Source organism: Embleya sp. NPDC055664, assembly GCF_053618075.1.
The window spans coordinates 321065-334808 of record NZ_JBSHGZ010000005.1; the positions used below are offsets into that span (position 1 = coordinate 321065).

Genomic DNA, 13744 nt, shown 5'->3' on the forward strand with positions numbered 1-13744 from the left:
CCCGACGATGCGCCTCGCATACACCGAAGACCAGGAACTGTTCCGCGACACGGTCCGCGACTTCCTCGCCGACCGGTGCACCACGGCGGACGTGCGCGCCGCGTGGGCCGCCGACACCGCGATCTCCGCGCGCTGGGTCGAACTCGCCAAGGTCGGCGTGACCGGCATCGTGGTCCCGGAGGAGCACGACGGCCTGGGCATGGGCGACGAGGAACTGGCCGCCGTGCTGGTCGAGGCCGGCCGGGCCGCACTGCCCGAACCGCTGCTGGAATCCGCGGTCGCGGCCGGCCTGCTGGCCGAGTTCGCGCCCGACGCCGGGTGGTTGGCCGAGATCGCGGCCGGTCGGGCGGCGGCCTCCGTGCTGCTGCCGGGACAGCGCTTCGCGGTCGAGGCGGCGGCTGCCGACGTCCTGGTGATCGGCCTGGCCGACGGCGACCTGCACGTGGTGACGCCGGCCGACTGCGTGCTGACCGCGCAGCGCTCGGTCGACCGCAGCCGCAAGCTGTTCACGGTCGACTTCGCGCCCACCGCGCGCACCCTGGTGGCCTCGGGCACACAGCGCGCGCTGGCCCGGGCGGCGGACCGGGGCGCGCTCGGCGCCGCGGCGCAACTGCTCGGCCTGACCGGGCGGATGCTGGACACCACCGTCGAGTACGCCAAGCAGCGGGTCCAGCGCGGTGTGCCGATCGGCTCGCACCAGTCGGTCCAGCACCACCTGGCCAACGTGCTGATCAAGCTGGAGTTCGCCCGCCCGGTGGTGCTGCGCGCCGCCTACTCGCTGGCCCGCGACCTGCCCTCGGCGGGCCGCGACGTGTCGATGGCGAAGATCTACGCGGGCGAGGCGGCCGACCTCGCGGCCCGCAACTGTCTCCAGGTGCACGGCGCGATCGGCTACACCGAGGAACACGACCTGCAACTGTTCATGAAGCGCGCCTGGGCACTGGGCACCGCGTGGGGCGATGCGGGCGTACATCGCGACCGGATCGCGGCGGACCTGCTCGGCGACGCGCCGGCCCCGCCCACACCCGCGTTCTGACCCACCCCGTTGGACTGACGACGCATCAGGCGGCCGTCGTCACGCGCGAACGCCCCCGGTTCCCTGGCGAATCGGGGGCATTCGTGTGCTCGGGGGCGCCGGCACCCCCGAGCGCCGCCTGAGCGCACCCGGGGACCGCCTCAGCGCACCCGGAACTCCTTGCTGCGGCCCTGGAACAGGCCCGCCTGCTCGGACCAGTCCAGGTTGCCCAGTTCGATCAGGTGCGGGGCCATGGTCAGGGCCTGGGCGCGGGTGAGGTCGCGGGCCGCCCAGATCGCGCGGATCGAGCCCTGGACGCCGTGTGGGGGATAGGACGCGATGGTCTCGGCGGCCCAGCGGGCGGTGTCGAGCAGGTCCGCGGCGGGGACCACCTGCGAGACCAGGCCCGTCTCGTACGCCCGCTGGGCGCTCATCCGCTCGGCGTTGCCCAGAAGGGTCAGCCGCATGACCTCGCCGAGCGGCATGCGCTGCGCCAGGTGCATCGACTCGAACCCGGAGACCATGCCGTAGGTGGTGTGCGGGTCGAAGAACGTCGCCTCCTCCGCCGCGATCGCGAACTCGCACTCGCCCAGCAGGTAGAACGCGCCGCCGCAGGCCATCCCGTTGACCGCGACGATCACCGGCTTCCACAGGTCGGAGAACTTCGGGCCGACCCGGAGCATCGGGTCGTCCATCATGTACGGCGACGACGGCTGCGGGATGTCTACGCCGCGGTCGATGCCCGTACAGAACGCCTTCTCGCCCGCGCCGGTGAGCACCACGCAGCGCACGTCGTCGTCGTGCCGCAGGTCCCGCCACAACGTGTGCAACTCGTCGATCATGGTGATGTCGAACGCGTTGTGCCGGTCGGGGCGGTTCAACGTCACCCACGCGACGCCGTTCTCCTGCCCGTAGCCCAGCGTCTCGAACTTGCGCATAGCTCAGCCCTCAATCATCGGTCGCCACCGCTTCGCGGTGGTGTGCGTCTCGATCGCCGCGATGCCGCTTCCCTCGCCGCCATGATCTGACGTACCGTCAGGTTCAATCAACCTCTGGCCTCTCCGGGAGCGATCATGCAAGGGGACCTCGAGTGGGGCAGCATTCCTGCTCTCGTCGACAGCGCGGCGGACCGCTTCGGTGACCGTGAGGCCGTGGTGGACGGCAATGTACGGGTCACCTACACCGAACTGCGGGACCGCGTCCGGCGCGCCGCGGCCGCCGCCATCGCGGCCGGCGTCGGCAAGGGCGACCGGGTCGGCGTGTGGGCGCCGAACTCGCTGGACTGGATGGTGGCCGCGCTCGGCGCGCTCACCGCCGGCGGCGTCGTGGTGCCGATGAACACCCGGTACAAGGGCGCCGAGGCCAAGTACGTGCTGGCCAAGACGCACGCCAGGCTGCTGTTCGTCTCGGGCACCTTCCTCGGCGCGTCCTATGTCGGGATGTTGCGCCAGGCGGCGGGCGGCGCCGCCGAGGGCCGACCGTTCGCGGAACTGCCGGACCTGGGCCGGGTGGTCGTACTCGCGGACACCGCGCCGGACGACTGCATCTCCTGGGCCGACTTCCTGGCCGGCGGCGACCGAATCACCGCAGCCGAGGTGGACGCCCGCAAGGCGAGCGTGGCCCCGGACGACACCGGCGACATCATCTTCACCTCCGGCACCACCGGTGCGCCCAAGGGTGTGATGACCACGCAGGCCCAGACGTTGCGGGTGTTCGATACCTGGGCGTCGGTGGTCGGGGTCACCGAGGGCGACCGGTATCTCGTGGTCAGCCCCTTCTTCCATACCTTCGGGTACAAGGCCGGGATCATCGCGAGCCTGATCAAGGGCGCCACGCTGATCCCGCAGGCGGTCTTCGACGCGGATGCCACGATGGCGCTGATCCAGCAGGAGAAGGTCACCGTGTTGCCGGGCGCGCCGACCATCTACACCTCGCTGCTGGACGCGGTGGCGCGGGAGGGGGCGACCGGCTACGACCTGTCCTCGCTGCGGCTCGCGGTCACCGGGGCGGCGGCGGTGCCGTTGTCTCTGGTCACCCGGATGGCCGAGGAGCTGGGCTTCGACTCGGTGCTCACCGCGTACGGACTGACCGAGTCGTGCGGCACCGCCACGATGTGCCGCCAGGGCGACTCCGCCGAGACCATCTCGTCCACCTCGGGCCGGGCCATCCCGGGCGTCGAGGTGATCACCGTGGACGCGGACGGCAAGCCCACGGCGGTCGGCGAGTCGGGTGAGGTGTGGGTGCGCGGATACAACGTGATGACGGGCTACTTCGAGGACGTCGAGGAGACCGCGAAGGCGGTGGACGCGGACGGCTGGCTGCACACCGGCGACGTGGGTGTCCTGGACGAGCAGGGCAACCTGCGGATCACCGACCGGATCAAGGACATGTTCATCGTCGGCGGGTTCAACGCCTACCCGGCGGAGATCGAGTCGGTCCTGGCGGGGCACCCGGCGATCTCGGAGGCCGCGGTGGTCGGCGTCCCGGACGCGCGCATGGGCGAGGTCGGCAAGGCGTACCTGCTGCTGCGCCCCGGCGCCGAGGTCACCGCCGACGAGATCATCACGTTCTGCCGCCGGGAGATGGCCAACTACAAGGTGCCGCGCACGGTCGAATTCGTCACCGAGCTTCCCCGCAACCCGGGCGGCAAGGTCCTGAAGTTCGAACTGCGGGCCAGGGCGGCCGAAGAGGCGACCCGCCGCTGAACCCCCCGCGCCGCCAGGCCGCCGAGCCGCCGGTCCTTCGGGCCGCGCGGCCGGCGGCGCAACGACAAGACGCCCGTGTCGACCGAGGTCGAGCACGAGCGTCACGCAGATGAAACCTACGAGGTGGGCTCCCTGCGTCGGCATTGTCCGAACAGGTGCTAGGGGTCGCCTTCCGGTCCATTCGACTTTCGGGCCTCTCAGCCTGACCATCCGTCCTCGGCCAACCGCTCCGAAGGCGCTGTTCGGTCAAGCTCCCTCGCTCGCCCCGTAGGCTTCTTTCAGGATACTTCGGTTCAAAGCGGACAACAAGGGGTTTCCCGAACGGATCGTCGCCGGCTCCTATTTCCCCTCGAACTGCGCCGGCCTGCGGGCGGCCTTGGCCGCGTAGCCCGCCACCGAGTCGTCCGATACCAGGGTCAGTGCCGCCGACATCGCGGTCAGGCCCAGGGCCGCGTCCAGGTTGGCGTCGGCGAAGGTGTCGATGCTGCGTTTGATGCCCTGTACCGCCAGGGGTGCGTTGGCCGCGATCTCCTCCGCCACGGCCCGTGCGGCCCGGTCCAGGTCTGCCGTCGGTACCACCTCCTGGACCAGGTTCAACCGCGCGGCCAGCGCCGCGTCGATCCGTCGCCCGGTCAGCGACAGCAGCTTGGCCCACCCGGCGCCGGCCTCGCGGGCGATGCGGATGTCGCCGCCGGCGTCCACTGCGACCCCGATCTGCGCCTCGGGCAGCGCGAACCGTGCGTCGTCCGCCGCGATCCGAATGTCCGCCATCAGCGCCAACTCGAACCCGAAGCCCAGGCAGTAGCCCTGGACGGCGGCCACCACCGGCTGCGGCAGGCGCGCGAAGGCGCGAAACCGCTCGTGTACCCAGCGCAGACCCTCGTAGTAGTTGCGCGTGCGCTCCGCCCCCGAGCGCCCGGTGATCGCACCGCCGGGCGCGGTCACGTCGATGCCCGCGCAGAACGCCCGCCCCTCGGCCCGCAGCAGCACCACCCGGATCCGCTCGTCGAAGCGGATCCGGTCGGCCATGATGCCCAACTGCCGGGTCGCCTCCCAGCTCCACGCGTTCAACTTCTCCGGCCGGCACAGGGTCAACGACGCGATGCCCGTGCCCTCGTCGACCTCCAGGCGCATGCGCTCCTCGGCCGCGTCGATGCTCGGGTCGGTGGTGTTGATCACGGTCCGGTTCCTCCTGGAGCGGTCTTTCGGCCTTGTCTGACGACCCGTTAGATCGGAGTATGTGACACGCGTTCGGCACAGTCCATCGATGTCCGTCGATCTCGCCCGACCTCTTTCCCCGAGCCCCCACTCGACCCACTCGACTCCTCTCGCACCTTCGGAGGCACTCCCATGGCCGCGATCCTGCCCCCGGGCACCCTGCACGTCGGCATGCAGCTGCCCATCCAGTCGCAGAGCCGGCTGTACGCGGAAGCCTGGGAGGACGGCGCCGGCCCCGACGAACTCGCCGCGCTCGCCCGGGCCTGCGACCGGGCCGGCTTCGCCTACATCGCGGTCTGCGACCACACCGCGATCCCGCGCAGCCACGCCGGCGCGATGGGCACCGAGTGGTGGGACACGATGACCACGCTCGGCTGGCTGGCCGGCGTCACCGAGCGGATCCGGCTGATCTCTCACGTGTCGGTGCTCGCCTACCGGCACCCGATGATGTCCGCCAAGGCGTTTGCCACGCTGGACCGGATCTCGAAGGGCCGCGCCATCGTCGGCGCCGGCGCGGGCCACGTCGAGGCCGAGTTCGAGATGCTCGGGGTCGACTTCAAGACCCGGGGCAAGGCGCTGAACGAGGCACTGGAACTGCTCGACCTGGCGCTGCGCGAGGAATACGTGACCTTCGCGGGGCAGCACTGGCGGGTGGACGACATGGGCGCCCGGCCGCGTCCGGTGCAGACCCCCCGTCCGCCGATCTGGATCGGCGGCTCGGCGGGCGCCGCGCTCAAGCGGGTGGCCAAGTACGGCGACGGCTGGCTGCCGCAGGGCAGCCCGCGCGGGACCTACCCGGCGCAGCTGGCCGAACTGCGGCGCTACCGCGAGGAGTTCGGCCGCGCGGACGAGCGCCTGGACATCGGCGCGATCACCGAGATGATCTACGTCGGCGAGGCCGGGTGGGACGTCGGCGCACACACCCTCACCGGTGGCGCGGACAAGATCGCCGAGTCGCTGCGCTGGTACGGCGAGCAGGGCGCGAACCAGATCCAGGTCCGCTTCCGCAGCCGGGACCTGGCCGAACTGCTGGACCAGATCGCCCGGTTCGCCGCCGAGGTGGCTCCGCACCTGTCCTGACGCACCATCCCCCTTCTCCGAAAGGTCTTCGCATGGGCAAGCTGGACGGCAGGGTGGTCCTGATCACCGGCGCGGCACGCGGACAGGGCGTTGCGGAGGCCCGCCTGTTCGCGGCCGAGGGCGCGCGGGTGGTCCTCGGCGACATCCTGGACGAGGCGGGCGAGGCGGCGGCGAAGGAGATCGGCGACGCGGCGCGCTACGTGCACCTGGACGTGTCGAACGAGGACGACTGGCGGCGGGCGGTGGAGGGCGCCGTCACCGCGTTCGGCCGGCTCGACGGACTGGTCAACAACGCCGGGATCCTGGCCTTCGAGCCGATCGAGGAGATGTCCCGGAAGGCATATCTGCGGATTGTCGAGGTGAACCAACTCGGCACGTTCCTGGGCATGAAGGCGGCGCTGCCCGCGATGCGCGCGGCCGGCGGCCCGGGCACGATCGTGAACATCGCCTCCTACGCGGGCCTGGCCGGCATGGAGGGCCTGGTCGCGTACGCCTCGACCAAGGGCGCGGTCCTGGCGATGACCCGGGTGGCTGCCCTGGAGGCCGCCCCGCACATCCGGGTCAACGCGATCTGCCCGGGCGGCGTCCGGACCCCGATGACCAATCCGGGAGACATCGAGGGCCTGCCCACCCACCCGCCCGCGCCGGGCGAGCCGGACCCGGTGAGCGAGGTCTTCGGCGGCATACCTCTGGCCCGCATCGGCGAACCCGACGAGATCGCCGCCGCGGCGCTGTACCTCACCGGGCCCGACAGTTCCTATACGACCGGCACCCACATCGTCGTCGACGGCGGCTGGATGGCCGGCGTCAAGCTCTTCTGACGTCGATTTCGGAGCATCGGGATATGCCGCTGCGGCATATCTCGGGTGAGCCCCGTCTCATCCCGTGCGGACCCCTGGCGACCCCGAATATCTGACGTACCATCAGCTTCGTGGGGCGGCCGGACCACGCGTGCGGACGGCGTGCGCCGGCCGCGTGCGCAGGCATCACCGAGGGCAGCAACACCGAGGGCAGAGGAGCTTCGCCATGCTGGACCACGTCATCACCGGAGCCACCGTCGTCGACGGGACGGGCGCGCCGTCCTTCCTGGGTGACGTGGGCATCAGGGACGGCCGAATCGTCGCGGTCACCCCCGCCGGCGGCATCACCGAGGAAGCCGCGAGCACCGAGAACGCCGAGGGCCTGGTCCTGGCCCCCGGCTTCGTCGACCCGCACACCCACTACGACGCCCAGCTGCACTGGGACCCGTACGCCACCCCCTCGGTCAACCACGGCGTGACCACGATCATCGGCGGCAACTGCGGCTTCACCCTCGCGCCGCTCAAGGCCGAGGACGCCGACTACACGCGCCGGATGATGGCCAAGGTCGAGGGCATGGCGCTGCCCGCGCTGGAGAACGGCGTGGACTGGAGCTGGGAGACCTTCGCCCAGTACCTGGACAAGCTGGAGGGCCGGATCGCGGTGAACGCGGGCTTCATGGCCGGCCACTGTGCGATCCGCCGCTACGTGATGGGCGCCGACTCGGTCGGCAAGGAGGCCACGCCCGAGCAGGTCGCGGCGATGGTGGCAGAGCTGGGCAAGGCGATGGAGGCCGGCGCGCTCGGCTTCTCCACCGGCCAGTCCAACCACACCGACGGCGACGGCAACCCGGTGCCCTCGCGGCACGCCACGCCCGCCGAGATCCTGGCGCTGTGCGAGGAGGTCGGCAAGCACGAGGGCACCCAGCTCGAAGTCATCGTGGCCGGCTGTCTGGACAAGTTCTCCGACGACGAGATCGACCTGCTGGTCAAGATGACCACCACGGCCGGCCGCCCGATGAACTGGAACGTGCTCACCGTCGACTCGGCCGCGCCCGACCGCGCGCCGCGCCAGATCTACGCGTCGGAGAAGGCCAAGGAGGCGGGCGGGCGGATCGTGATCCTGACGATGCCGGTCCTGGTCCCGATGAACATGTCGTTCCTGACCTACTGTGCGCTCAACCTGATCCCGGGCTGGGGCCCGATCCTGTCCCTGCCGGTGCCCGAGCGGATCGCCAAGCTGCGCGACGCCGACGTGCGTGCGGAGATGTTGCGTAACGCGGACAGCCCCGAGGCGGGCGTCTTTCGCCGACTGGCCGACTTCGGCCGCTACGTGATCGGCGACACCTACTCCGAGGCGAACGAGGGCCTGTCCGGCCGGGTGGTCGCCGACATCGCCAAGGAGCGCGGCCAGGACGACTTCTGGACGCTGATCGAGATCTGCATCAACGACGACCTGCGCACGGTGTTGTGGCCGATGCCCACCGACAACGACCAGGCGTCGTGGGATCTGCGGCAGCAGGTGTGGGACAACGAGCACGTGATCCTGGGCGGCTCGGACGCCGGCGCGCACCTGGACCGCATGTGCGGCGCGACCTACACCACCCGCTTCCTCGGCGACATGCTGCGCGGGCGCAAGCTGGTCTCGCTGGAGCGCGCGGTGCAGATGCTCACCACCGAGCCCGCCGAACTCTTCGGCCTCAAGGACCGCGGCCGGATCGCCGAGGGCTTCCACGCCGACCTGGTCCTGTTCGACCCGGCCACGGTCGGCTCCGGCCCGGCCCGCCTGATGCACGACCTGCCCGGCGACAGCCCGCGCCTGACGAGCGAGTCCACCGGCGTGGTCAGCGTCCGCGTCAACGGCGTCGAAACCATCCGCGACGGCCAAACCACCGGCGCCGCCAACGGCACCCTGCTCCGCAGCGGCAAGGACACGCGCACGGTCTCGGTCTGACCGCCCCGAGACCCGGCGGCGTACGGGGGTCCTCCCGTACGCCGCCGCTCCATTCGTCGGCCGCGGCTATGCCGATGATCCGTCCGGCGTTGTGCCATCCGGGTGACCTTCGGGCGACTCGCTCGTTGGAGTGTTCGGACCAGACAAGGACCGTGCCGGTGGTCGTGGAGAGTGTCACAATCGGGGCAGGTCGGGGCGACACGAAGGCGGTGCTACGAATGGCGGCTCTCCCCGCGCAGTCGCACGTCCAGCCCTGGACTGTGGACGAATGGATCGCTCTCAACGAGGACGCGCCGGACGGCAGCCGGTACGAACTCGTCGACGGGAGCGTGCTCATGAGCCCCGCACCATCCATGGGCCATCAGCTCGCCGGGGACCGCCTGGCCCGGATCCTGACGGACGGTGCGCCGAGAGAGCTTCTGCCGGTGACCGCCACCGGTATCGCCATGGGCGACCGCACGGCTTTGATCCCCGATATTCTCGTCGCCGATCTCGCGGCCTTCGCCGACGGTGCCAAGGTGCCTGATCCTTCGCAGGTGCACTTGGTCGTCGAGATCGTTTCGCCCTCCACCACGACCACGGACCGCACTCTCAAGCCTGCCAAGTACGCCGCCGCGGGCATCCCGCATTTCTGGCGTCTGGAGATGGTGCGGTTCCGTGGGCTCGGGATCGATCGGCTCCCCGTGCTGTTCACCTATGCGCTCGACGCCGAGCGGGAGTATCAACTGACCCGACGGCTCGCCGCCGGCACCGCCGCCAAGATCGAGGAGCCCTTCCCGATTACGCTCGATCCGGCGGACCTCGTCGTCTCGTAGGCCCTCGCCCGTCCGAACGACGCACTCGCCGGGTGCGCCCTGGTGTGGGTGGCCGGACCCCGAGCCGATCCCTCGGGCGATGCCCGGTGCCCGGGTGAGCCGATCGATCGCTCCTCAGCGAGCCACGTGACGTGCGACACGAGTCGGGATGGGCATGGATCGGGGCCGCCTACGCTTGGTTCTTTCGGGGGCGGCGTACGGGTCGGCCCCTGTTCGGCGGTGGGGTGGGGTACACCTCGGGCCGCCGGTATCACCCGAGCAGCAGCGACGACAGCGAGGTGTCGCATGACCCCGACTCCCAACGAGGGACGTCCCACCGAGAGTTCGATGCGGCGCGCGCTGCGACGCGCCCGCGACGGGGTCATGCTCGACGTCTCCGAGGCGGCCGTGCTCCTGCACGCCCGCGACGCCGATCTGGCCGACCTGTGCGCCTCGGCCGCACGTGTGCGCGACGCCGGCCTGGAGGCGGTCGGCCGCACCGGGGTGATCACCTACAGCCGCAAGGTGTTCATCCCGCTCACCCGGCTGTGTCGGGACCGCTGCAACTACTGCACCTTCGTCACCGTCCCGGGCAAGCTCCGGCGCGAGGGCCACGGGATGTTCCTCAGCCCCGACGAGGTGCTCGAGATCGCCCGCGACGGCGCCGCGCTCGGCTGCAAGGAAGCCCTGTTCACCCTAGGCGACCGGCCCGAGGACCGCTGGCCCGAGGCCCGCGAGTGGCTGGACGCGCACGGATACGACGACACGCTCGCGTATGTGCGGGCGATGTCGATCCGGGTCCTGGAGGAGACCGGACTGCTGCCGCACCTGAACCCCGGGGTGCTCTCCTGGACCGACTTCCAACGGCTCAAGCCGGTCAGCGCGTCGATGGGGATGATGCTGGAGACCACCGCGACCCGGCTGTGGTCCGAGCCCTCCGGCCCGCACTACGGCTCGCCCGACAAGGAACCGGCCGTGCGGCTGCGGGTGTTGGAGGACGCCGGGCGTTCCAACGTGCCGTTCACCACCGGCCTGCTGATCGGCATCGGCGAGACGATGACCGAGCGGGCCGAGTCGATCTTCGCGATGCGCAGGATCGCCCGGCAGTACGGCTCGATCCAGGAAGTCATCCTGCAGAACTTCCGCGCCAAGCCGGACACCGCGATGCGCGGCACCCCCGACGCCGACCTGGTCGAGTTGGCCGCCGCGATCGCCGTCTCGCGGATCGTGCTCGGGCCGAAGATGCGCATCCAGGCGCCGCCGAACCTGATCGGCGACGAGTACGCGCTGATGATCGCGGCCGGCATCGACGACTGGGGCGGGGTCTCGCCGCTCACGCCCGACCACGTCAATCCCGAACTCGCCTGGCCGCAGATCGAGCTCCTGGCGGCGCGCACCGCCGAGGCGGGCTTCACGCTGCACGAGCGGCTGAACGTGTACCCCGAGGTGATCCTGCGCGGCGAACCGTGGGTGGACCCCCGGGTGTTGCCGCACGTGCGCGCGCTGTCCGACCCGGAGACCGGCCTCGCGATCGAGGGCCGCAACCCCGAGGGCCTGCCCTGGCAGGAACCCGAGGACATCTTCGCCGCCGCGTCCGGCCGCACCGACCTGCACGTGACGATCGACACCACCGGCCGCAGCACCGACCGGCGCGACGACTTCGACAACGTCTACGGCGACTGGGACGCGCTGCGCGAGCAGGTCGCCGCCGGCCCCGCCGGGTCGGTGGTCCGACTCGACTCGGAGGTGCGCGAGGCATTGGCCCAGGCCGCCGCCGACCCGACCCGGCTGACCGACGACCAAGCCCTCGCGCTGTTCCACTGCGACGGCCCCGCGATGGACGAACTCGCCCGGATCGCCGACGACTTGCGTCGCGAGGTGAACGGCGACGAGATCACCTACATCGTCAACCGCAACATCAACTTCACCAACGTCTGCTACACCGGCTGCCGGTTCTGCGCGTTCGCCCAGCGACGCACCGACGCCGACGCGTACACCCTCTCCCTGGACCAGGTGGGCGAGCGGGCCGAACAGGCGTGGGCGGTCGGCGCGACCGAGGTCTGCATGCAGGGCGGCATCCACCCCGACCTGCCCGGCACCGCCTACTTCGACATCGCCCGCGAGGTCAAGAAGCGGGTCCCGGGCATGCACGTGCACGCGTTCTCGCCGATGGAGGTGGTCAACGGCGCGACCCGCACCGGGATGTCCATCCGCGACTGGCTGACCGCCGCCAAGGAGGCGGGCCTGGACACCATCCCCGGCACCGCCGCCGAGATCCTGGACGACGACGTGCGCTGGATCCTGACCAAGGGCAAGCTGCCCGCGGCGACCTGGGTCGAGGTGGTCAAGACGGCGCACGAACTGGGCATCCGCAGCTCCTCGACGATGATGTACGGCCACGTGGACACCCCCGCGCACTGGCTCGGCCACCTGCGCCTGCTCGGCCGGATCCAGGACGAGACCGGCGGCTTCACCGAGTTCGTCACGCTGCCCTTCGTGCACACCAACGCGCCGGTGTACCTGGCCGGCATCGCCCGCCCCGGCCCGACCCTGCGGGACAACCGGGCCGTGCACGCGATGGCCCGCATCCTGCTGCACGGCAAGATCGACAACATCCAGACCAGCTGGGTCAAGCTCGGCGTCGAGGGCACCAACCTGATGCTCGAAGGCGGCGCCAACGACATGGGCGGCACGCTCATGGAGGAGACCATCTCCCGGATGGCCGGCGCCGACAACGGCTCGAAGAAGTCGATCGCCGAACTGGAGGCGATGGCCGCCTCGCTCGGCCGCCGCGCCCGGCAGCGCACCACCACCTACGGCGAGGTGGACGCCGAGCGGCAGGCCATCGCCCGGCGCCACGACGAGGACGTCGACCGGATCATGCTGCCGATCCTGAGCAACTGACGACGGCGGCACCCGTGCCCGCGCGGGCCGGAGGGCGACACGTCCCCCTCCGGCCCGTCGCTCCTTCCGCGGTGCTCTCGGATGCGTGTGCGACCCCCCGGCGGGCCCGCGCCGGTACGCTGCGGTGGGGCTTCGGGGGAGGGAGAACACACATGGCCGCACTGTGGTCCAGAGACCGTTTGCAGGACTTTCGGGCACGGGTACGGGGCTGTCTCGTCGGTGGCGCGATCGGGGACGCGCTCGGCGCGGGGATCGAGTTCCTGAGTCTCGCGGAAATCCGTGAACAGCACGGATCCGACGGGGTCGCCGGCTACGTGACGGCGTACCACCGACGCGGCGCGATCACCGACGACACGCAGATGACCCTGTTCACGGTGGAGGGGCTGATCCGCGCGCACGTGCGCCGGGACACCGGGGCCTGGCATCCGCCGACCGACCTGCACGGCGCCTACCTGCGTTGGAAGGCCACCCAGAGCGAATGGGGCCCCGACGAGCGCAAGGACGAGGGCTGGCTGGTCCGCGAGGAGTGGCTGTACAGCTCGCGCGCGCCCGGATCCGCGTGCCTGCGCGGGCTGGAGGACGAGAGCGTGATGGGCACGCTGGAGCGGCCCAAGAACCCCGACTCCAAGGGCTGCGGCGCGGTCATGCGCTCCGCGCCGTTCGGCCTGCTGGTCGGCTGGCGGCCCGAGCTGGTCTTCCAACTCGCGGTGGAATGCGCGGTGTTGACCCACGGACACCCCACCGGCTACCTCTCGGCGGGCGCGTTCGCGGTGATCGTGCACGCGGTCATGCAGGGCGCGCCGTTGGAGGAGGGCGTACGGATCGCCCTGGAGCTGGTGAAGTCGCGCCCGGAGCACGCCGAGACGGCGCGGGCGATCGAGGCGGCGCTCGCCGCGGTCCGCGCCGGGGTGCCCTCGCCCGAGCGGGTCGAGGCGCTGGGCCAGGGCTGGACCGCCGAGGAGGCGCTGTCGATCGGGCTGTACTGCGCCCTGGTGGCCCCCGACATGCGCACCGGACTGCTGCTCGCGGTCAACCACGGCGGGGACAGCGACTCGACCGGGTCGATCTGCGGCAACCTGCTCGGCGCCATGCACGGCGACACCGTGCTACCCGCCGACCTGGTCGCCGAACTCGAGGGCCGCGGCGCGATCCTGCAGTTGGCCGACGACTTCGCGATGGAGATGACCCAGGGCACCACGCTGCACGGCCCCGAGGCGGGGGACACGAGCTGGACCCGGCGCTACCCGCCGAACTGAGCGCCGGCCACCCCGGGCACT

10 protein-coding genes are annotated in these 13744 nt (G+C 71.1%); 8 read left to right on the forward strand and 2 right to left on the reverse strand.

What is annotated here, in order from left to right; genetic code table 11:
• Nucleotides 1-7: 7 nt before the first annotated feature.
• Nucleotides 8-1036, forward strand: a complete 1029-nt coding sequence (locus tag ACWGR4_RS11660; protein WP_452131279.1) for an acyl-CoA dehydrogenase family protein — start codon at nt 8-10, stop codon at nt 1034-1036.
• Nucleotides 1037-1176: 140 nt separating this feature from the next.
• On the opposite strand, the gene ACWGR4_RS11665 is transcribed toward ACWGR4_RS11660, so the two are convergent.
• A complete protein-coding gene (locus ACWGR4_RS11665) occupies nt 1177-1953 on the reverse strand; it encodes an enoyl-CoA hydratase/isomerase family protein (RefSeq protein WP_452131280.1) in 777 nt (258 codons plus the stop codon).
• Between the two features lie 135 nt (nt 1954-2088).
• Here ACWGR4_RS11665 and ACWGR4_RS11670 point away from each other — a divergent pair, with 135 nt between their 5' ends.
• The gene (locus ACWGR4_RS11670) at nt 2089-3720 is read left to right on the forward strand and encodes a FadD3 family acyl-CoA ligase (RefSeq protein ID WP_452131281.1); all 1632 of its coding nucleotides are present in this window, start codon (nt 2089-2091) and stop codon (nt 3718-3720) included.
• Between the two features lie 339 nt (nt 3721-4059).
• Here the strand turns inward: ACWGR4_RS11670 and ACWGR4_RS11675 are convergent, their stop codons facing one another.
• Nucleotides 4060-4899, reverse strand: coding sequence for an enoyl-CoA hydratase/isomerase family protein (locus tag ACWGR4_RS11675; protein WP_379999282.1), 840 nt, complete (start codon nt 4897-4899; stop codon nt 4060-4062).
• A 171-nt stretch (nt 4900-5070) separates the two neighbouring features.
• Here ACWGR4_RS11675 and ACWGR4_RS11680 point away from each other — a divergent pair, with 171 nt between their 5' ends.
• The 6 genes from ACWGR4_RS11680 to ACWGR4_RS11705 all read left to right on the forward strand — a co-directional run bounded on the left by ACWGR4_RS11680 (nt 5071) and on the right by ACWGR4_RS11705 (nt 13723).
• Nucleotides 5071-6018, forward strand: coding sequence for a TIGR03619 family F420-dependent LLM class oxidoreductase (locus ACWGR4_RS11680; protein ID WP_379999284.1), 948 nt, complete (start codon nt 5071-5073; stop codon nt 6016-6018).
• 32 nt (nt 6019-6050) lie between these two features.
• On the forward strand, nt 6051-6839 hold the full coding sequence (locus ACWGR4_RS11685; RefSeq protein ID WP_452131282.1) for a glucose 1-dehydrogenase: 789 nt from the start codon (nt 6051-6053) through the stop codon (nt 6837-6839).
• A 154-nt stretch (nt 6840-6993) separates the two neighbouring features.
• Nucleotides 6994-8769, forward strand: coding sequence for an N-acyl-D-amino-acid deacylase family protein (locus ACWGR4_RS11690; RefSeq protein ID WP_452131283.1), 1776 nt, complete (start codon nt 6994-6996; stop codon nt 8767-8769).
• 260 nt (nt 8770-9029) lie between these two features.
• Nucleotides 9030-9584: a Uma2 family endonuclease gene (locus tag ACWGR4_RS11695; RefSeq protein ID WP_452131284.1), complete on the forward strand. Its 555-nt coding sequence runs from the start codon at nt 9030-9032 to the stop codon at nt 9582-9584.
• A gap of 285 nt (nt 9585-9869) precedes the next feature.
• Nucleotides 9870-12467 carry a bifunctional FO biosynthesis protein CofGH gene (locus ACWGR4_RS11700; RefSeq protein ID WP_379999292.1) on the forward strand — a complete coding sequence of 866 codons (2598 nt, stop codon included), beginning with the start codon at nt 9870-9872 and terminating at the stop codon, nt 12465-12467.
• Between the two features lie 152 nt (nt 12468-12619).
• Nucleotides 12620-13723 carry an ADP-ribosylglycohydrolase family protein gene (locus tag ACWGR4_RS11705; RefSeq protein ID WP_379999294.1) on the forward strand — a complete coding sequence of 368 codons (1104 nt, stop codon included), beginning with the start codon at nt 12620-12622 and terminating at the stop codon, nt 13721-13723.
• Nucleotides 13724-13744: the final 21 nt, after the last annotated feature.